This window comes from Phosphitispora fastidiosa, assembly GCF_019008365.1.
Taxonomy (GTDB): Bacteria; Bacillota; Thermincolia; order Thermincolales; family UBA2595; genus Phosphitispora; species Phosphitispora fastidiosa.
In genome coordinates this window covers 1-272 of sequence record NZ_JAHHUL010000126.1, presented here as the reverse complement: position 1 = coordinate 272, position 272 = coordinate 1, and the positions used below count along the sequence as shown (strand labels likewise).

Genomic DNA, 272 nt, shown 5'->3' with positions numbered 1-272 from the left:
AGAACGTTCTGCAACTATTACATTGACTCAGAAAGAATCTGGTAAAACTATAAAGTTAATCATTACACAAAATGCTAAAGCAGATGATGGTGTCTTTAAGGCAGATCCTACTGCGCTTTCTTTCGAAGCATCCTCAGCAACCAAGACTTCTGAAATTACTTCTACTTCTAAGGGACAGACAGTTGGTTGGACTGTATCTAACAAGTCTTCTATGCCATCTTGGCTCACTATTTCTGCTGAAAGTGTGCCTGTACCCTCACCAGAAATAGTGA

At 39.7% G+C, this 272-nt stretch carries 1 protein-coding gene; it reads right to left on the bottom strand.

The window, feature by feature from the left end:
* Nucleotides 1-27 precede the first annotated feature (27 nt).
* On the bottom strand, nt 28-272 hold a 245-nt coding region (locus Ga0451573_RS19210), incomplete at its 5' end, for a hypothetical protein (RefSeq protein ID WP_231685799.1).